This is a genomic window from Aeromicrobium choanae (assembly GCF_900167475.1).
Lineage (GTDB): Bacteria > Actinomycetota > Actinomycetes > Propionibacteriales > Nocardioidaceae > Aeromicrobium > Aeromicrobium choanae.
Window position 1 is genome coordinate 2,953,569 of sequence record NZ_LT796768.1, and the last position, 17,256, is coordinate 2,970,824.

Annotated in this window: 18 protein-coding genes; 10 read left to right on the plus strand and 8 right to left on the minus strand. The window is 69.7% G+C overall.

All coding sequences use genetic code 11. The annotated features are described in order from the left end of the window. Positions 1-13 precede the first annotated feature (13 nt). Together B5D60_RS14280 and galE are read left to right on the plus strand one after the other, a co-directional pair. On the plus strand, positions 14-1,759 hold the full coding sequence (locus B5D60_RS14280) for a carboxypeptidase-like regulatory domain-containing protein (RefSeq protein WP_078700776.1): 1,746 nt from the start codon (positions 14-16) through the stop codon (positions 1,757-1,759). 22 nt (positions 1,760-1,781) lie between these two features. Further along, positions 1,782-2,750 (plus strand): UDP-glucose 4-epimerase GalE, encoded by a 969-nt coding sequence (galE, locus tag B5D60_RS14285; RefSeq protein ID WP_078700777.1) that lies wholly within the window; start codon positions 1,782-1,784, stop codon positions 2,748-2,750. A 10-nt stretch (positions 2,751-2,760) separates the two neighbouring features. Here galE and lexA read toward each other — a convergent pair whose 3' ends face one another. Further along, positions 2,761-3,447, minus strand: coding sequence for a transcriptional repressor LexA (gene lexA / locus B5D60_RS14290; RefSeq protein ID WP_078700778.1), 687 nt, complete (start codon positions 3,445-3,447; stop codon positions 2,761-2,763). Positions 3,448-3,529: 82 nt separating this feature from the next. On the opposite strand from lexA, the gene B5D60_RS14295 reads away from it, so the two are divergent. Continuing rightward, positions 3,530-3,838 carry a hypothetical protein gene (locus B5D60_RS14295; RefSeq protein ID WP_153303043.1) on the plus strand — a complete coding sequence of 103 codons (309 nt, stop codon included), beginning with the start codon at positions 3,530-3,532 and terminating at the stop codon, positions 3,836-3,838. 14 nt (positions 3,839-3,852) lie between these two features. Here B5D60_RS14295 and B5D60_RS14300 read toward each other — a convergent pair whose 3' ends face one another. Both B5D60_RS14300 and B5D60_RS14305 read right to left on the minus strand, forming a co-directional pair. Further along, positions 3,853-4,323, minus strand: a complete 471-nt coding sequence (locus B5D60_RS14300; protein ID WP_078700780.1) for a hemerythrin domain-containing protein — start codon at positions 4,321-4,323, stop codon at positions 3,853-3,855. A gap of 121 nt (positions 4,324-4,444) precedes the next feature. Further along, positions 4,445-5,371 (minus strand): YihY/virulence factor BrkB family protein, encoded by a 927-nt coding sequence (locus B5D60_RS14305; protein WP_078700781.1) that lies wholly within the window; start codon positions 5,369-5,371, stop codon positions 4,445-4,447. A 174-nt stretch (positions 5,372-5,545) separates the two neighbouring features. On the opposite strand from B5D60_RS14305, the gene B5D60_RS14310 reads away from it, so the two are divergent. Further along, positions 5,546-5,947, plus strand: a complete 402-nt coding sequence (locus B5D60_RS14310) for a LysM peptidoglycan-binding domain-containing protein (protein ID WP_172806374.1) — start codon at positions 5,546-5,548, stop codon at positions 5,945-5,947. 150 nt (positions 5,948-6,097) lie between these two features. Next, positions 6,098-6,622, plus strand: coding sequence for a hypothetical protein (locus B5D60_RS14315; RefSeq protein WP_172806375.1), 525 nt, complete (start codon positions 6,098-6,100; stop codon positions 6,620-6,622). A gap of 61 nt (positions 6,623-6,683) precedes the next feature. On the opposite strand, the gene B5D60_RS14320 is transcribed toward B5D60_RS14315, so the two are convergent. Continuing rightward, complete coding sequence (locus B5D60_RS14320; RefSeq protein WP_078700784.1) at positions 6,684-7,190, minus strand: Dps family protein; 507 nt, start codon at positions 7,188-7,190, stop codon at positions 6,684-6,686. Positions 7,191-7,244: 54 nt separating this feature from the next. After that, positions 7,245-8,342 carry an RNA polymerase sigma factor gene (locus B5D60_RS14325; RefSeq protein WP_078700785.1) on the minus strand — a complete coding sequence of 366 codons (1,098 nt, stop codon included), beginning with the start codon at positions 8,340-8,342 and terminating at the stop codon, positions 7,245-7,247. 398 nt (positions 8,343-8,740) lie between these two features. On the opposite strand from B5D60_RS14325, the gene nrdR reads away from it, so the two are divergent. Together nrdR and B5D60_RS14335 are read left to right on the plus strand one after the other, a co-directional pair. Beyond that, positions 8,741-9,271 (plus strand): transcriptional regulator NrdR, encoded by a 531-nt coding sequence (nrdR, locus tag B5D60_RS14330; RefSeq protein WP_078700786.1) that lies wholly within the window; start codon positions 8,741-8,743, stop codon positions 9,269-9,271. 85 nt (positions 9,272-9,356) lie between these two features. Continuing rightward, on the plus strand, positions 9,357-12,275 hold the full coding sequence (locus B5D60_RS14335; protein WP_078700787.1) for a vitamin B12-dependent ribonucleotide reductase: 2,919 nt from the start codon (positions 9,357-9,359) through the stop codon (positions 12,273-12,275). Between the two features lie 148 nt (positions 12,276-12,423). Here the strand turns inward: B5D60_RS14335 and B5D60_RS14340 are convergent, their stop codons facing one another. Genes B5D60_RS14340 through B5D60_RS14350 form a run of 3 tightly spaced genes read right to left on the minus strand, consistent with a single transcriptional unit; the run spans position 12,424 to position 13,651 of the window. Beyond that, positions 12,424-12,744 (minus strand): DMT family transporter, encoded by a 321-nt coding sequence (locus B5D60_RS14340; protein ID WP_078700788.1) that lies wholly within the window; start codon positions 12,742-12,744, stop codon positions 12,424-12,426. Next, positions 12,744-13,097 carry a DMT family transporter gene (locus tag B5D60_RS14345; protein WP_078700789.1) on the minus strand — a complete coding sequence of 118 codons (354 nt, stop codon included), beginning with the start codon at positions 13,095-13,097 and terminating at the stop codon, positions 12,744-12,746. Before B5D60_RS14345 ends, B5D60_RS14340 begins: the two co-directional genes overlap by 1 nt. Further along, positions 13,094-13,651 carry a TetR/AcrR family transcriptional regulator gene (locus tag B5D60_RS14350; protein ID WP_153303045.1) on the minus strand — a complete coding sequence of 186 codons (558 nt, stop codon included), beginning with the start codon at positions 13,649-13,651 and terminating at the stop codon, positions 13,094-13,096. The genes B5D60_RS14345 and B5D60_RS14350 overlap by 4 nt, the downstream gene beginning before the upstream one ends. Positions 13,652-13,776: 125 nt before the next feature. Between B5D60_RS14350 and B5D60_RS14355 the strand changes: the two genes are divergently transcribed. The 3 genes from B5D60_RS14355 to B5D60_RS14365 all read left to right on the plus strand — a co-directional run bounded on the left by B5D60_RS14355 (position 13,777) and on the right by B5D60_RS14365 (position 17,256). After that, positions 13,777-14,952 (plus strand): NAD(P)/FAD-dependent oxidoreductase, encoded by a 1,176-nt coding sequence (locus B5D60_RS14355; RefSeq protein ID WP_078700790.1) that lies wholly within the window; start codon positions 13,777-13,779, stop codon positions 14,950-14,952. A gap of 109 nt (positions 14,953-15,061) precedes the next feature. Next, on the plus strand, positions 15,062-15,688 hold the full coding sequence (locus B5D60_RS14360; protein ID WP_078700791.1) for a TetR/AcrR family transcriptional regulator: 627 nt from the start codon (positions 15,062-15,064) through the stop codon (positions 15,686-15,688). Beyond that, positions 15,685-17,256, plus strand: coding sequence for an MDR family MFS transporter (locus B5D60_RS14365; RefSeq protein ID WP_078700792.1), 1,572 nt, complete (start codon positions 15,685-15,687; stop codon positions 17,254-17,256). Before B5D60_RS14360 ends, B5D60_RS14365 begins: the two co-directional genes overlap by 4 nt.

A 17,256-nucleotide genomic window follows, 5' to 3' on the forward strand; every position in this document is an offset into this window, starting at 1 on the left:
GCTCGGGGATCCCATGCCGTTCCGTCTTCCCTCGCTCGCCGCTGCATGCCTGGCGCTCGTCGGATCTCTCTTCGTCGCCGTCGCACCCGCGCAGGCCGCGGGCACGCTGTCGACCAAGACCTCCCTCGTGGCCATGACCGACGCCGGATACGGCTCGGTCTGGGCGCGCTGCACCAAGAAGAAGACGTGCAAGGGACACATCTGGGTCGACGGTGTCTCCTCCCAGAAGCGCAGCTTCAAGGTCAAGGCCAGGTCGTCGCGCTACGTCACCTTCCGGAACACGACGTGGCGCGCGAAGCCGAAGGCGGTCGTGCGCATGAGCGGCGCGGCCGCTCGGCCGATCACGATGCAGGCCAAGGTCACGTACGGCACCATCTCCGGCACCGTCGCCCGCACGGGCGGCGCAGCCGCCAGCGGCGTCAAGGTCGAGCTGTGGCGCCTGGGCTCGCGCAACCGCAACGTGCTGATCTCCACGGCCAACGACGTCGAGCGCAACGGTGGCCGGTTCGGCTTCCGCGTCCGCATGGGGGCGAACAACTCCCCGTCCGCCAGCTACAAGCTGCACATCATCGGCACCTCCGGCGGCGAGCGCCGCTCGTGGTGGTTCCGGGGCAACGGCGCGGGCGCCTTCATCGGCGGTGCGCGTGACATGAGCGCGGGCACCACGATCCGCGTGACCCGTGGCGGCAAGTACCGCTACGTCGCCAATGCGCGCTACGCGTCGATCCGCGGCCAGGTCGTCAACGGCTCGAAGCCGGTCGCCGGCTCCGAGGTCACCGTCGTGGGCCGTCCTCCGTACTGGTCCAGGTCCTCGCGCGTGCTGCGCGACCTGGACTTCATGTCCTGCGCCAACGTCTACGGACGCACCCGCACCAACTCCAGCGGCCGCTACGAGGTCGGGTTCCTGCCCACCTCCGGCAACCGCATCTACGCCGTGAAGCCCGCTGGTGGCCTGTGGTTCGGCGCGAGCGACCGCGGGTGGGGCTCGTGCCACACGATGGTCAACCAGCGTGCCGAGGCCCGCTCCACGGGTCGCATGCTCCCGCTGCCCAACGGCGGGCTCTCCGGCCGCGTGCAGAACGTCGGCGGGCACCGCACCAAGGTCTCGGTCGTCACCGGCGGCTACCAGGGCCGGTCCAGCTCGGCCAAGGTCGACCGCTACCTGACGATCCGCGAGTACGCGACGGGCCGCGCGATCCTCGCGTCCGACGTGGTCCGTGCCGGCAGCGGCCGCCAGGTGAGCCTGGGCGAGGGCTACTACTGGTTCGAGATGGGCCGCCGCACCGGCTGCCACGCCTGGTACAAGAGCCGCTACAAGAACAACGACGGCTACTTCAACGGACTCGACCGCGGGTTCGAGAAGTGGAAGGCCAAGAACTACAAGATGTACCGCCAGCACTGCCGGGCCTGGACCTCCGGCACGTACAAGCGCGTGTACGTCAAGGGCTCGTCGATGCGCGTCGGCCTGAAGAACTACAAGGGCGGCTCGGTCAGCGGTCGCGTCACGGCGAACAAGGTCAAGCCGCGCACCGAGCTGATGATCCGCCTGACGTCCACCGACGGCAAGAAGGTCTACCGCACCGCGATGACCGACGGCGGCGGCAAGTTCAAGGTCACCGGCCTGGCGTCGGGTCGCTACCGCATCGTCGTCAACGCCGACTCGTGGCGCGGCATCTCGCGCGGATTCTCCGGTCCGAAGACGGTCAAGGTGACGCGGGGCAAGAACAAGTCCGTGGGCACCCTGAAGTTCCGCCAGTAGTCGGGCGCCCTAGGCTGCCAATATGGCGATCCTGGTCACCGGCGGAGCCGGTTACATCGGTGCTCACGTCGTCCGGGCCCTCGAGCGAGCCGGCCTGGAGTCGGTCGTCGTCGACGACCTCTCCAGCGGCCACCGCGAGTTCGTGCGCCCGGAGGTCCCGTTCATCGACCTCAACGTCCTGCACGCGAAGCAGTTGGTCGATCAGCTCGCCGAGCACGACATCGAGGCCGTCATCCACCTGGCCGCGTTCAAGTACGCCGGGGTCTCGGTCGAGCGACCGGCCCACACGTGGCGCCAGAACGCCGGCGGCACGCTGAGCCTGCTGCGCGCCATGGAGCGGCTCGACATCGGCGCGATCGTCTTCTCCAGCACCGCGGCGGTCTACGGGACCCCCGACGTCGAGACGGTCACCGAGGACACCGCCACCAACCCGGAGTCGCCCTACGGCGAGTCGAAGCTGGTGGGAGAGTGGATGATCCGCGACCAGGCCCACGCCACGGGCCTGCGCCACACGTCGCTGCGATACTTCAACGTGGTGGGATCGGGCGAGCCCGACCTGTACGACTCGAGCCCGCACAACCTCTTCCCGCTGGTGATCCGGGCCCTCACCCAAGGACACCGGCCGCGGATCTTCGGCGACGACTACCCGACGCCCGACGGGACCTGCGTGCGCGACTACGTGCACGTGGCCGACCTCGCGGAGGCGCACGTCACCGCGGTGCGGCGCCTGCTGGCCGGGAACGAGCTCGAGCGGGTCTACAACCTGGGCAACGGCGAGGGAGTCTCCGTGCGCCAGATCATGCAGTCGGTCTCCGACGCCACGGGCATCGCGTTCGAGCCCGAGGTGATGGGACGTCGTCCCGGCGACCCGGCCCGCATCGTGGCCTCGGGCGCACTCGCGGCGCGCGACCTCGACTGGAAGCTGACCCACACGCTCGACGACATGGTCGCCAGCGCGTGGGCTTCGCGTCCGGTCGAGCCGGCCGACTGACGCGCTCGGCTCAGACCCGGCGCAGGACCGCGGTGACCTTGCCGATGATCTGGGCGTCGGTGCCGTCGATCGGGTCGTAGGCGGCGTTCTGCGGCAGCAGCCACACCTCGCCGTTCTTGCGGCTGAGGGTCTTCACGGTGGCCTCGCCGTCGATCAGGGCGGCCACGATCTCGCCGTTCTCGGCGACCTGCTGCTGGCGGATCACGACGTAGTCGCCGTCGCAGATCGCGGCCTCGACCATCGAGTCGCCCTTGACCTGGAGCAGGAAGAGGGTGCCGTCGCCGACGAGCGAGCGAGGCAGCGGCATGACCTCCTCGACGCGCTCCTCGGCCAGGATCGGGCCACCAGCGGCGATGCGCCCGACCATCGGCACGTAGGCCGGCTGGGGGACCGCGTCGCCGCTGTCGGTCTCGTCGACCTCGGCAGGACGCGAGCGCATCGCCGGCTTGGAGTCGGGGAGGTAGATCTCGAGGGCGCGCGGCCGGTTGGGGTCGCGGCGGATGAAGCCCTTGCGCTCGAGCATGCGGAGCTGGTGCGAGACCGACGACGTGCTGGCGAGATCGCAGGCGGCGCCGACCTCGCGCATGCTCGGCGGGTAGCCGTGGGACTCGATGTGGTCCTTCAGGAACACCAGGATGCGCCGTTGACGCTTGGTCAGCCCGGTCAGGTCGACCGGCTCGTCCAGGTTCTCGCTCATGGCACGACCGTAGTCCCGGTGGGGCGGCGAATCAAACACGTGTTCGACTCGGCGTGTCCGCCCGTGGCCTAGGGTGTGGGACGTGAGCTATGTGGTGGTGGGAACGCGCGTGGGCGACCAGTGGGCGGTCGACGTGTCCGGTGTGGGCACGTCCACGGCCGAGGATCTGGCGCAGGTCGAGGCCTGCGCCCGCGAGGTGCTGCGGGAGCACGGGGTGGCCGATCACGCCACCGTCGACCTGCAGCTGCTGCTGCCGGACTTCGAGGTGGACCTGCGCCAGCACGGCGTGCCCGACCACGGCCTCGGGCCGGTCGAGCTGGTCAGCGGTGCGATCGCCCTCGTGGTGGTGGTCGGCGCGATCGCCTTCCTGCTCGGCCGACTCCTCGGCTGACCGGCGCGGCGGGCTCACAGCGGCCCCAGGGTGCTGTGGGGGTCGGCGTCGAGCTCCAGCGTCTCCAGCACCGACAGCAGCCGCCGCTCCTCGAACCGAAAATGGCTCTCCATGACCGCGGCGATGCCCTCGAGGTGCCGGTCGAGCTCCGCAGCCGAGGCGGACCGGTCCACGGCGTCCCGCAGGCCCGTGACGAGGTACTCGATCATCGAGTGGTCCTGGCGCAGCAGGCGCAGGGTGTCGGCGAGCTCGGGGTGGGCGGACGCGATCGCGGGGAACAGCTCGTGGTCCTCGCCCCGGTGATGGCCCGAGAGGGCCGTGCAGAAGCCGTGGCAGAACAGCAGCAGGTCGCGCGCGGCGGGGCCTGCGGCCTCGCCCGCGGCGACGGACGCGCGCGTCACGGCCAAGGCCTCGCGCAGCCGCGCGTGGACTCGGCGCAGCTCATGACTCCAGGCGGTCAGCCTGATCTTCTCGCCCTCAGTCACGCGAGGGCGAAGGCAACGACGAGGTCATCGTCGACTCCTTCGGGTCCCACGCCTCCATGCCTGGCACGGACTGCCACCGGCACGCGACGCTGAGCCGAAGGTACCAAACGCCGGAGCGCGGTCAGTGGCGCAGCCTGTCGTCGAGCTCGTCGGTGAACCGGTCCAGCCCCGCGGCGACCTCGGCGTCCTGTGAGCGCCGGCGCGCCAGCTGCTCGTCCTCGGTGAGCGTCTCGCGGGTGACGATGTGCTCGCGGGCGGCTTCGACGCACGCGCCGAGCAGGATCGCGTACATGCCGACCCAGAGCCACAGCAGCAGCACCACGACACCCGCCAGCGCCCCGTAGGTCTTGGAGTAGTTGCCGAACAGGTCGACGTAGAGCGAGAAGCCCACGGAGACCAGCAGCCACAGGGCGGCGGCGATCAGCACGCCCCGGTTGACGATGCCGCTGGTCGACGTCCGATCGGGCGCGACGCGGTAGAGCACACCGATCGCCACGGTGATGCCGGCGGCCAGCACGACCCAGCGGAGTGCATTCACGAGGAACCGGATCCCCGGCACCACGTCCACGACGTCGAGGACGGCAGGCACCACGGCGACGAGGGAGATGGCGACGAGCCCGAAGACGACCCCGGCGGCGGTCAGCCCCAGGGCGAGCGCCTTCCGTGCGATGAACGAGCGAGTGTCCTGCAGGCCGTACAGCTGGTTGATGGCGGTGACGAGGTTGCCGATGCCGCCCGAGGCCGCGTACACGGCCAGCACGATCGCGATCACCGCGCCGAGACCGAGGGAGCTCGACGGCGCCGAGGTGAGCTGCTCGATCTGCCCGTTGATCAGGGACGCGGCGTCCGCGGGCAGGGCGTCGGAGATCCGCTCGGTCTGGTCGGCCACGGTCGCGGGGTCCGCCACCAGGCCGTAGATCGAGACGGCGGCGATCAGCGCGGGGAACAGCGACGTGAACAGGTAGAAGGCCACGCCCGCGGCCAGCAGGGGAGCCTGGCGGGCCGAGGCCTGGCGCCAGGCGGTCAGGAAGGTGCGGACGATCGACATGCCCCCGACGCTAACGGCGTCAGCCACGCGGCGCACGACACGCCGTTCGAACAAGTTTTCGATGGTGCTCGATTTTGTCGGAGGTCGGTCGTACAGTCGTTCATGTGTTCGATAGAACACCTGATCGAATCGAACACCGCACGACACGACTGCCGAACTTCCCCGGAGGCCATCATGAGCATCACCCTCGACCACACCCCGTTCGCCCCGCTCGACCTGGCGCGACGCCCCGTCGTCACCCGCACGACGTACGCCTCGGCCGCCGCGGCGCCGTCGGCACCCATGCGTCTCACGGGCCGGGGCCGCGTGGCCATCGTGGCGGTCGCGCTCGCGATCATCACCACGCTCGTGATCGTCTTCGGGTCGGCCGTCGTGGCCACGGGGTCGGCCTCTGACCCGGGCACCGTCACCACGGTCACGGTGCAGCCGGGTCAGACGCTGTGGAGCATCGCCGCCGAGGCTCGGCCGAATGCGGACATCCGCGCCACGGTCGACGAGATCATCAAGCTCAACGCCCTCGAGGACGGGGCGCCGCTGCCCATCGGCTCCACGCTGGCGGTTCCCGTCCAGGACTGAGCGCTCGCTCCACCGCGCCCGCACACGGCGCCCATCGATGCCTCGGGGAAGGGGCCGGTGGGCGCCGTGTGCGTCTTCTCGTGGTCGTCCGAGCGTGTTCGACACGCGTTCATCGCCGAGTCGGCCCGCTGCGGACCCCGGCGGCGTAGCGTGAGCCGTGACACCGACGTCGAGGGAGGTCCGCCCATGGCCATCGTCGCCCATGGTCACCACATCCACGTGATGACCAGGTTCCGCCGCCAGGTGATCAGCCGAGCCGCCCTGTTGCTGGTGGCCAGCGCCGCCACCTGGCTGGTGCCGGTCCGTGACGACGCCCACGGCGTCGGCGCCCCGTCGGCCTGGCTCGGCAGCGCGCTCACCGAGATCTCGGCCTGGATCGCCGTCGCCCTGCTGCTGTCGCTGGTGGTCGCGGGATACGTCTGGCAGCGGGTGCGCCCCGCCGACATGGGCGCCCTGGCGTGGGTGGTGGCCGGGGGAGTCCTGGGCTTCGTGTCCCTGGCCCTCGTCCTGCTGAGCGGGCTGGGGGAGGGCCCGGTCTACTGGTGGCTCGCGACGGCCGTCGTCGTCACGTCGATGGCGCTGCAGGTGCTCGCCGCGCTCGCGGGTCACGGGATCGCGGTCCTGCAGGACCGCCGCGCGCAGGGCCACGCGGCCCACCCCCACACGCTGGTCTGAGACCGAACGGACGAATGCCCCGGTCGTGGACCGGGGCATTCGTCTGCTCGAGTGGGTGTGGTCAGCTCTTGAGCTCGCCGCCGGCGCTCTCGAGGTGCGCCCGCACGAACCAGTGGAACAGCTCGAGCGTGCTGATCTGCCCGATGACCATGTCCTCGGTGACCGGGTCGAGCTCCGAGACCGCGGCCTGGGCCTTGCGGTGGTCGTCGATCAGTCCGATGTACACCTGGTCGAGCGCCTTGAGGTGCTCGGTCGTGGTGGCCCGACCGAGGGGGTAGTCGTCCCACGACCGGCCCTCGACGATCGCGGCGGGCGTGCCCAGGGGCACCGCGCCGAGAGTGGCGATGCGCTCCGCGGTCTCGTCGACCATGTCGCGGACCTCCACGACGTGCGGGTCGATCATCTCGTGCACGGCGATGAAGTGGGGTCCCACGACGTTCCAGTGCACATGCTTCAGGGTCAGCATCAGGTCGTTGAGTGCGTTCAACCGGTCCTGCAGCGTCTTCGCGATGCTCTCGCCATCGGCGATGCTGAGACCGGGAACCGTGTACTTGGGTTTGGTGGCCATGCCTCCACCGTAGGGCGCTGGCCGAGGCTCGCAACCGCAGCGGATGTGACCTGTCTAGCGCTCCAGTGCGCCGCGCAGCCGCTGGTGCTCGGTGACGCCGCGGGCCCGCGCGACGGCCGCGCTCCACGCGCGGTCGGCCTCTTCGGCGCGGTCGAGCCGGCGCAGCAGCTCGGCCCGCGTGGCGTGGTAGAGGTGGCTGTCCAGGCCGAGGCGCTCCACGCCCTCCAGGGCCGTCTCGGGGCCGTGCACCTCGGCCACGGCGCAAGCGCGGCCGAGCGCGACGGTGTCGGAGGGGCTGACCTGCATGAGCCGGTCGTGCAGGGCCAGCAGGCGGTTCCAGTCGGTGTCCTTCGCCTCGTGGGCCGTGACGTGAGCTGCCTGGATCGACGCACGGATCTGGTAAGGACCGGTGCGGCCGTCCCTCTGGCTGCCGCGGAGCAGGAAGAGGCCCTCCTGGATCTCGTCCTGGCGCCACAGGTCGCGGTCCTGGCGTGCGAGTGCCTTGAGGCTGCCATCGGAGTCCAGGCGGGCGTCGCGGCGCGCCCGGGTCAGCAGCATGAGGGCCAGCAGTGCCTTCGGCTCCTGCTGGTCGGGGAACAGCTGGACCACCGCACGCGTGGTCTCCAGTGCCTCGTGCGGCAGGTCCACGGAGTAGTTCGGGTGGACGATGCCGTCGTCGAAGATCAGAAGCAGCACGTCGAGCACACGGCCGAGATGGCTCTGCGCCTCGCGCTCGGCGATGGCGGTACCGAGAGCCCCGCGGGCGCGGTTCTCGGCCCAGGTGATGCGCTGCGTCATCGTCTCGTCCGGGACGGAGAACGCGCCGGCCGTCTCGGTGATCGGCAGCCCGGCGGCGGTCGTGAGCATGAGGGCGATCCGCGCGGCTTCGGGGAGAGCGGGGTGGCAGCACGCGGCCAAGGTGGTGAGGACATGGTCCCCGGTCTGTGCCTCGTCGGGAGGAGCAAGGCCCGCGATCCGTGCGGTCGAGGCGACGAGGTCGTGGGCGCTGTCCGGGTCGGCGAGCGCCTGGTCGACCGCGTCCCGCGCGGCACCGAGGTCGCGCAGGTGCACGGCGATGGAGGAGAGAGCGCTCAGGCGCGCCGAGCGCAGCTCGGGCGGCAGGGGCAGGATCATCGAGATCTGAGAGGTCATCGGGGAGCCGGGCGGAGCAGGTGATCGTTCGACATCGTGGCTCCCTTCGGTCCGGCGCTGCCCCGGTTGGGGCCTCGCTGTTGGGGGGTGACCCCTCGATGTTCTCCGACACGCCCGGATTTCGCGACTCGAGATCCCCACACCCCGCCCTGACCTGCGCAAACGTCCCTCCATCGTGGGCCGATGTCGTTTCTGTCGGACTTCTTTGCGAAGTTGTTGCTTGGCGTCGATGCGCGGCGTACAGTAACCACTACATCTAGTAGTTACACGGATGTGATTCTCCACATATAGGTCCACAGGTTGCGGCCTGTTGCCCACACGATCTGCGGAGATGTCCACAGTTCGTCCCCAGGTTCATCCACGGGGACCCGATCTCGGCCCCACGCGAGGAGGAAACGATGCACTGCCCGTTCTGCCGGAACACCGACACCCGCGTGCTCGACTCGCGCGTGGCCGACGAGGGCGGCTCCATCCGCCGGCGCCGCGCCTGCTCGCAGTGCGAGAAGCGCTTCACCACGATCGAGCAGATGCAGCTCATGGTCGTGAAGCGCTCCGGAGCCACCGAGCCGTTCGTCCGCGAGAAGGCGATCGCGGGCGTCGCCAAGGCCTGCAAGGGCCGTCCGGTGTCCACCGACGACCTGGCCTGCCTCGGCCAGCAGGTCGAGGACGCCCTGCGCGCCTCGGGCCAGGCCGAGATCAACACCCAGGACATCGGGATGGCGATCCTCGAGCCGCTGCGCGACCTCGACGAGGTGGCCTACCTGCGCTTCGCCTCGGTCTACAAGTCCTTCGACTCCGCCGACGACTTCGTCGCCGAGATCGCCGGGCTGATGGCCGACCACGCCGACATCGGGCAGATGCTCGACGCGTCGACCCCGCCGTCGTCACCCCAGCCGACGTCACCCCAGTCGTCCGACCACGGGTCCTGACCCGTCCCGGTCCGTTCGACGGGCCCACCAGCTTCACATCACAGCCACACCAACCTCACGCAGCACACCAGGACAGGAGCACCACATGACCGAGACGGTCGGCGGGAACTCGGGACCCGCCCCTCGCACCAGCCGCAAGTCCTCCAAGGCAGGGCTCAAGATCGAGCGCGTCCACACGACCGAGGGCGTGCACCCGTACGACGCGGTGACGTGGGAGCGGCGCGACGTCGTCCAGACCAACTGGAAGACCGGCGAGACCGTCTTCGAGCAGCGCGGCGTGGAGTTCCCCGACTTCTGGAGCCTCAACGCCTCCACGATCGTCACCACGAAGTACTTCCGCGGCGCCGTGGGCAGCCCCGAGCGTGAGCAGAGCCTGCGCCAGCTGCTCGACCGCGTCGTGCTGACCTACGTGAAGGCCGGCAAGGACTTCGACTACTTCGCCAGCGACGCCGACGCCGAGATCTTCGAGCACGAGCTGACGTACATGCTCCTGCACCAGGTCTTCAGCTTCAACAGCCCGGTGTGGTTCAACGTGGGCACGTCCAGCCCGCAGCAGGTGAGCGCGTGCTTCATCCTGGCCGTCGACGACTCGATGGACTCGATCCTGAACTGGTACCGCGAGGAGGGCCTGATCTTCAAGGGCGGCTCCGGTGCCGGCCTGAACCTGTCGCGCATCCGCTCCAGCAAGGAGCTGCTCCGCTCCTCCGGTGGCACGGCCTCGGGCCCGGTGTCCTTCATGCGGGGCGCCGACGCCTCCGCCGGCACGATCAAGTCCGGTGGCGCCACCCGTCGTGCCGCGAAGATGGTCGTGCTCGACGTCGACCACCCCGACATCGTCGAGTTCGTCGAGACCAAGGAGCGCGAGGAGGAGAAGATCCGCGTGCTGCGTGACGCGGGCTTCGACATGGATCTCGGTGGCTCGGACATCACCAGCGTCCAGTACCAGAACGCCAACAACTCGGTGCGCGTGAACGACGAGTTCATGGAGGCCGTCGAGGAGGGCACCGGCTTCGGCCTGCGCGCCCGCACCAGCGGCGAGGTCATCGAGGAGATCGACGCCCGCGAGCTGTGGGGCAAGATGGCCCAGGCCGCGTGGGCCTGCGCCGACCCGGGCATCCAGTACGACTCGACCATCAACGACTGGCACACCACGCCGGAGTCGGGCCGCATCACCGCCTCGAACCCGTGCAGCGAGTACATGCACCTGGACAACTCCAGCTGCAACCTGGCCAGCCTGAACCTGCTGAAGTTCCTCACCACCGAGGGCACCTTCGACACGCAGAAGTTCGTCAAGAGCGTCGAGTTCATCATCACCGCGATGGACATCTCGATCTGCTTCGCCGACTTCCCGACCGAGGCGATCGGCGACACCACCCGCAAGTTCCGCCAGCTCGGCATCGGCTACGCCAACCTCGGCGCCCTGCTGATGGCCTCGGGCCTGGCGTACGACTCCGACGGCGGCCGTGCGCTCGCCGGCGCGATCACCTCGCTGATGACCGGCACGTCCTACCGCCGCAGCGCGGAGCTGGCCGGTGTCGTCGGTGCCTACGAGGGCTACGCGGCCAACGTCGACGGCCACCAGCGCGTCATGCGCAAGCACCAGGCGGCCAACGACGAGATCCGCACCAAGCACGCGATGGACATCGCCGTGCAGAAGGAGGCCACCAAGCAGTGGGCGGCCAACCTGAAGATCGGTGAGAAGAACGGCTGGCGCAACTCGCAGGCCTCGGTCCTGGCGCCCACCGGCACCATCGGCTTCATGATGGACTGCGACACCACCGGCATCGAGCCCGACTTCTCGCTGGTCAAGTTCAAGAAGCTCGTCGGCGGCGGCTCGATGCAGGTCGTCAACCAGACGGTTCCGGCCGCGCTGGAGAAGCTGGGCTACACCGGCGAGACGATCGAGGCGATCGTGGAGTTCATCGCCCAGCACGGTCACGTCATCGACGCGCCGGGCCTGCGCCCCGAGCACTACGAGGTCTTCGACTGCGCCGTCGGCGAGCGGGCCATCAAGCCGATGGGCCACGTGCGGATGATGGCGGCCTGCCAGCCGTTCCTGTCCGGCGCCATCAGCAAGACGGTCAACATGCCCGAGACGGCCACGGTCGAGGAGATCGCCGACGTCTACTTCCAGGGCTGGAAGCTCGGCCTGAAGGCGCTCGCGGTCTACCGCGACAACTGCAAGGTCGGCCAGCCGCTGTCCAGCCAGAAGTCGCAGGACGACAAGACGTCGGCCGAGGCGCCCCAGGCCGAGGTCAAGGTCGTCGAGAAGATCGTCGAGAAGCCGATCCGTCGTCGCCTGCCGAAGTCGCGTGCGTCGATCACCACGAGCTTCAGCGTCGGCGGTGCCGAGGGCTACATGACCTCCGGCGCGCACGACGACGGCACGCTGGGCGAGATCTTCCTCAAGCTCGGCAAGCAGGGCTCGACCCTGGCCGGCGTGATGGACGCGTTCAGCATCGCGGTGTCGATCGGCCTGCAGTACGGCGTGCCGCTCGAGACGTTCGTCAGCAAGTTCACGAACCTCAAGTTCGAGCCCGCCGGTCTGACCGACGACCCGGACGTGCGCATGGCGCAGTCGATCATGGACTACGTCTTCCGCCGCCTGGCGCTGGACTACATCGACTTCGACACCCGTTCGGCGATGTCGATCTTCTCGGTCGACGAGCGTCAGCGCTACCTGGACACCGGATCGTACGAGCCGGCCAAGGGTGACGGCACCACGGCTGCCGAGCTGGTCACCGAGGAGCCCGCGGGCCCGTCGGCCCAGGAGGCCGCCGAGCTCAAGGCCGAGGCGCAGATCGCCGACGCCGAGGCGGTCGCGGTCCAGATCGAGACGGCGCGTCCGGCCACCGGCCGGGCGCACACCTCGGCCGAGCTGCTGGAGGAGATCACGGGCGCGGCGGTCGACAGCCCGCTGTGCATGACCTGCGGCACGAAGATGCGGCCGGCCGGCTCCTGCCACGTCTGCGAGGGCTGCGGCAGCACCAGCGGCTGCAGCTGATCGTCCACGAACCGCGGCGCGGTCGTCCCTGGGGAAGGGGACGGCCGCGCCGCTCTCGTGTGTCCGGGGCCGCTCAGCGATGCCGCCTATCCGGCATCGGCACCCGTCAGCGTGCCGCCTCATCGCTGGAGGGACGGTGACGCGTACCTCAGTGGGTCGCGCCGAGCTCGACCAGGAGCACGCCGGCGATGATGAGCGCGATGCCTCCCGACATGAGCGGTGTGAGGGGCTCCTTGAAGAGGACGCGTGACGCGATGGCCGTGAGCGCGACTCCTGCAGCGGCCCAGATGCCGTAGGCGACTCCGAGTCCGAGCCCTTGGTCGAGGGTCAGGGTGAGGAACACGAAGGCCAGGACGTAGCCGAAGGCGACCGTGACGTAGTGGGCGTGGCGCCCGGTGGCGGCCATCCGCAGCGACAGGGTCCCGATGACCTCACAGACGATGGCGGAGGCGAGGAACAGCCACTGCATCAGACGGACTCCTTCGGGTGAGCGCTGCGCTGGGCCTGCTGGGAGCCCAGCTCGACCGTGAGGACGCCGGCGATGATCAGCGCGATGCCGACGCCCATCAGCGCGGTGAGGGTCTCGTCGAAGATGAATGACGACATGACCGCCGTGGACGCCACGCCAAGGGCGCCCCAGATTCCGTAGGCGACGCCGAGGGCCATGCCCTGGCGCAGGACCAGGGCCAGGAGGACGAACGACCCGACGTAGCCGACGACGACCACGGAGTAGAGGGCCGGGCGGTCGAGCGCGCCCTTCAGGGACAGGGAGGCGGTCACCTCGCTGAGGATGGCGGCGCCGAGCAGCAGCCACTTCGTCATGACGTCCCCTCGATGAGCTGATGAGCGAGCGCCCGGACGGCGGCGCGGTCGGAGTCCGACAGGGGGAGGCCGTTGCCGGCGGCGTTGAACCACATGCCGTCGGCGATGAGCCGGACACCGTGGAGCCGGGCTCGTCGCGTGGCGGGGAGGCTGTCGGGGACGGCCACCCACGGGCTGATGCGTTCGTTCCACCGGCTGGTGAGCGTGTCCCGCAGGCGCGGGTCGGCGAACATGACGAGGTCGCCGGAGTCGAAGCGCCCCTCGCACACCCAGTCGAGGTAGGCGATGAGCCGCTCGGTGGCGGACGGGGCCGTCGGGTCCGCGCCCAGCCTGTCCTGGAGGTCACGCTCGTAGCCGTCCATCAGATGGTCGACGACGGCCGTCATCAGCGCCTCCTTCGTGGGGAAGTGGTACATCAGTCCGGGCTTGGTGATCCCCGTGGCGCGCGCGGCGGACTCCAGTGAGATCGCCGCACCGGTCCTGGCCAGCTCGAGCGTGCTCTCGAGGATGTCGTCACGGAGCGAGGGCCGATGGGCGGCAGCGGGTGGGCTCATGACACTTACTTTACCAACCGGACGGTAAAGAAAGCAAGGATCACGGATGGTCTGCGGAGCAGCTGTGTCGCACCTGCCAGCAGACCAGGGGTTGCACCTCGGCGGGACCGGCGGACGATGGGGCCATGGAGCGACTCGTGATCGTCGGAGCAGGACTGGCAGCCGCGAAGGCGGTCGAACGACTGCGTGAGGAGGGCTACGAGGGTTCGGTGACCGTCGTGGGGGCCGAGGACAGGGCCCCGTACGAGCGGCCGCCGTTGTCGAATGACCTGCTGCTGGGCAAGGACACCGACCCGACCGTGCTCGGCGAGTCCTGGTGGACGGAGAACGACGTGCGCCTGCTGACCGGGGCGCGGGCGGCCGAGCTGGACCGCGGGAACGGGCGGGTGCGCCTGGAGTCGGGGGAGTGGCTCGACTACGACCTCGTCGTGCTGGCCACCGGCGCCGAGCCGCGCGTCCCCGACCTGCCCGGTGCCGACCGGGCGCTCTACCTGCGCACCCTCGAGGACAAGGACCGGGTGCTGGAGGCGATCGGCGCCGGCGGTCGCCTCGTGATCGTCGGCGCCGGCTGGATCGGACTCGAGGTCGCCGCCGCGGCGCGCAGCCACGACGTCGAGGTGACCGTGCTCGAGCGCGACGACCTGCCACTGCAGAAGGTGCTGGGCGACGAGCTGGCCACCCATCTGGCGGAGCTGCACCGCTCGCACGGTGTCGACCTGCGGACCGGCGTCACGGTGGAGGAGGTGCTCGTCGGCGCCGAAGGTCCGGTCGGCGTGCGCACGGCGGACGAGACGATCGACGCCGATCACGTGCTGGTGGCGATCGGAGCGGTGCCGTCGGTGGCGCTGGCCGAGGCCGCCGGGCTCGAGGTGGACGACGGGATCGTGGTCGACGAGTGGTTCCAGACCCAGGACGAGCACGTCCTGGCGATCGGCGACGTGGCCAACGCGTGGAACGTCACCCTGCAGGACCGGTTGCGGGTCGAGCACTGGGACAACGCGATCCGCCAGGGACGGGCCGTCGCCGACGTGCTCCTGGGTCGCGACACGGTGCACGACTGGCTGCCCTACTTCTACACCGACCAGTTCGAGTTCTCGATGGAGTACGTGGGCCGCCCGGGATCGCAGGACGCGGTGGAGATTCGGGGCGACCTGGCGGCCAACGAGTTCATCGCCTACTGGCTCGACGCCGAGTCCCGCGTGACCGCGGGCATGAACGTGGGGATCTGGGACGTCAACGAGACGCTGCGCCAGCTGGTGGGCACGACGGTGGACCGCTCGGAGCTGGGCGACCTGCGCTGAGTTCCGGTGAGACCCTTCGACCGCACGTGACTGAAAGCACAGGGCGCAACCCCGCGTTACAGGGGTTTTGCAGTGGTGCATCCAGTGCACGAGTGCATAGAATGCACTTGTGCAATCAGTAGTCGTGAGCCCTCTCGTGGCCGAACGCCAGCGTCAGACCTGGACGGCGATCCACCACGCTGCTGCGTCGGCCGCCCTCGAGTCGGGCCCCGACGCGGTGACCGTCGCGCAGATCGCCGCCGAGGCGGGGATCTCGCCCCGGACGTTCTTCAACTACTTCGAGACCAAGGAGGACGCCATCATCGGCGTCCGTCCGCCGTCGGTCAGCGACGAGACGCTGAGGGCGTTCCGGGACAACACGGGCATGACACCCGTCCTGCGCGTCAGTCACCTCGTGGCAGACGTCGCCGCCAGCACGATCGGCCCGGGCGTCGACCTCGTGCAGCGCCGCCGGCTGGCCGTCGCGTATCCGCGCCTGCGCACCCGGCTCACGCAGGTCTTCACCGACAGCCGCAAGCACGTCGCGTCGCGTCTCGTCGAGGACGTCGAGACGCCCTGGCTCGGCATCGAGAGCCTGCCGACCGACCTGCACCAGGCCCGCGCCCTGATCCTGCTCGCCGGGGCCGTCGTCACGCTCGCGTGGACGACCGACCCCGACCACTTCAACACGCACCGCGCCGCCGCCCTCGAGACGGCCATCGACACCTTCCGGAAGGTCACCTCCACCACGCTATGAGCACCACCATCACCGATCCCCACCAGAAGCGGACCGTCCGTCTCGTCTTCGCCGCGCTCATGCTCGTGATGCTGCTGGCATCGCTGAGCCAGACCGTCCTGTCGACCGCCCTGCCGACGATCGTCGGCTCGCTCGACGGTGCCGACCACATCGCCTGGGTCATGACCGCCTACCTGCTGGGCATGACGGTCACCATGCCGATCTACGGCCGCCTCGGCGACCGGCTCGGCCGCAAGCCCATGCTGCTGCTCGCGATCGTGCTGTTCACGATCGGCTCCCTCGTCGGCGCGCTCGCCCAGGACATGACCGTCCTGATCGCCGGCCGTGCGGTGCAGGGCCTGGGCGGCGGCGGCCTCATGGTGCTGTCGCAGGCCGCCATCGCCGACGTCGTGCCCGCGCGTGACCGCGGCAAGTACATGGGCATCCTCGGCGCCGTGTTCGGGCTGTCCTCCGTCGCCGGCCCGCTGCTCGGCGGCTGGTTCACCGAGGGTCCCGGCTGGCGCTGGACTTTCTGGATCAACGTGCCGCTGGGCGTGCTGGCGTTCGCCGCGGTCGTGATGCTGCTGCAGAAGCCCGCCGTCGAGCGCGCCCGCACCCGCGTCGACTACCTGGGCATGGCGCTGCTGGCCATCGCCACGAGCGCCCTGATCCTCGGAGCGACGTGGGGCGGACACCAGTACGACTGGAACAGCCCGCAGATCATCGGCCTGGCCGTGACCACCGTCGTCGCCGCGATCGCCTTCGTGTTCGCCGAGCGCCGCGCCGAGGAGCCGGTCATGCCGCTGGCGCTGTTCCGCGACCGCAACTTCAACCTCACCACCGTCGGCGTCATCATCCTGGGTGTCGCGATGTTCGGCTCGCTGTCCTACCTCCCGACGTACCTGCAGATGTCGGTGGGCGTCGACGCCACGCACGCCGGTCTCATGATGATCCCGATGATGGGCGGCATGCTCGTCACGTCGATCACGGTCGGCCAGGCCGTGAGCCGCACGGGCCGCTACCGCTGGTACCCGATCGCGGGAGCGCTCGTCACCGGCCTGGGCCTGTTCCTGCTCTCGACGATCGACATCGGCGACTCCCGCTGGGTGATCGAGGGCTCGCTGCTGGTGCTCGGCATCGGCATCGGCCTGGGCATGCAGGTCCTGACGCTGATCGTGCAGAACTCGTTCTCGCACCGGATCGTCGGCACGGCGACCGCCGCGAACAACTTCTTCCGCCAGGTCGGTGGCACCCTCGGTGCCGCGGCGGTCGGCTCGATCTTCACGTCGCGCCTGACGGACTCGCTCAGTACGAGGCTGCCGGCGGCCGGTGGCGGATCGTCCTCGCTGACGCCCGACTCCGTCTCCCAGCTCCCGCAGGAGATCCACGACATCGTGGTGGGCGCCTACAACGAGGCGCTCATGCCGATCTTCCTGTGGCTCGCGCCGCTGACCCTGGTGTCGGCCGTAGTGCTGTGGTTCGTGCACGAGAAGCCGCTGCGCCACACGATCGAGGCGAGCAAGAAGGACGAGTCGATCGGCGAGCAGGCTCTCGATGCCGCCGAGGCGATGACCGGCGCCGAGCGCTGA